We start from the raw sequence: 879 nt of genomic DNA on the forward strand, positions 1-879 counted from the left end.
ATATAAAGAATCACTAAAATTATTCGGTAAGCGTCTTTAGTAATGGCATCGTTATTAAAACACCGGGAACTTTCATCAAGTAAGGAATAATAACTCAAACTAACAAAAGAGGGCAGGCGATCCGCCCGCCCGAGTGGGGATGATGATCAAAAACTATTAGTGATGCTGTTTACGGAATACCAAAACTGAGCCGCCAATCGCCATCAATCCAGCACCCAACAACGCATATGTAGCATATGGTGCAGAGGTATCCGGCATTTCTCCGCCTTCTTCCATGTTTTCTTCACTCATGGATTCTTCAGAGGATTCCTCACTATCCATAGAATCATCTGAGGAGCTGTCATCGCTCGTGGCGTCGTCACTACCTCCGGATAAGCTTTCACACGGTGTACCATCTTTATCACGATCCAAACCGTCAGGGTCATTGTTTTCATCATAGCCATTGTCTGCCCAATATTGCTCGGCAGCTTCGGTCGAATCGAAATCAGAACAATCCTTGTCGTTACTTTCGTCTGCGCTTACCATACCCGCGCTGCTAAAAATCAACCCTAAAGAAAACAGAGCCGCTACAAATTTCTTCATTCAACTTCCTCCTCTTAAATTTTATAATTCTATCATCCCCTTTGGTAATATTTTCATTTCAGAGGTAACAGTAACCGTTCCATAGACTTGTTAAACGTTTCTAACCCTTTTTTTGGAAAAGAGTGCATGAAAATTCCTAGGTCGATCGCCTTCCTACATCTTCCATCCCATCTATGGTAAAATTTGTTCATATATTCAAATATTCATAGTTATTCGACAATAAAACAAGGAGGAGAGGTACATGCAAACAACATCATCGGCACTGAAAAATTTCTGGCACCGTCTGTGGCAGATACA

At 41.6% G+C, this 879-nt stretch carries 1 protein-coding gene; it reads right to left on the minus strand.

All coding sequences use genetic code 11. The annotated features are described in order from the left end of the window. Positions 1-156: 156 nt before the first annotated feature. Positions 157-582 carry an excalibur calcium-binding domain-containing protein gene (locus LD39_RS21095; protein ID WP_035553531.1) on the minus strand — a complete coding sequence of 142 codons (426 nt, stop codon included), beginning with the start codon at positions 580-582 and terminating at the stop codon, positions 157-159. Positions 583-879: the final 297 nt, after the last annotated feature.

The organism is Halobacillus sp. BBL2006 (assembly GCF_000786645.1).
Taxonomy (GTDB): Bacteria; Bacillota; Bacilli; order Bacillales; family Halobacillaceae; genus Halobacillus.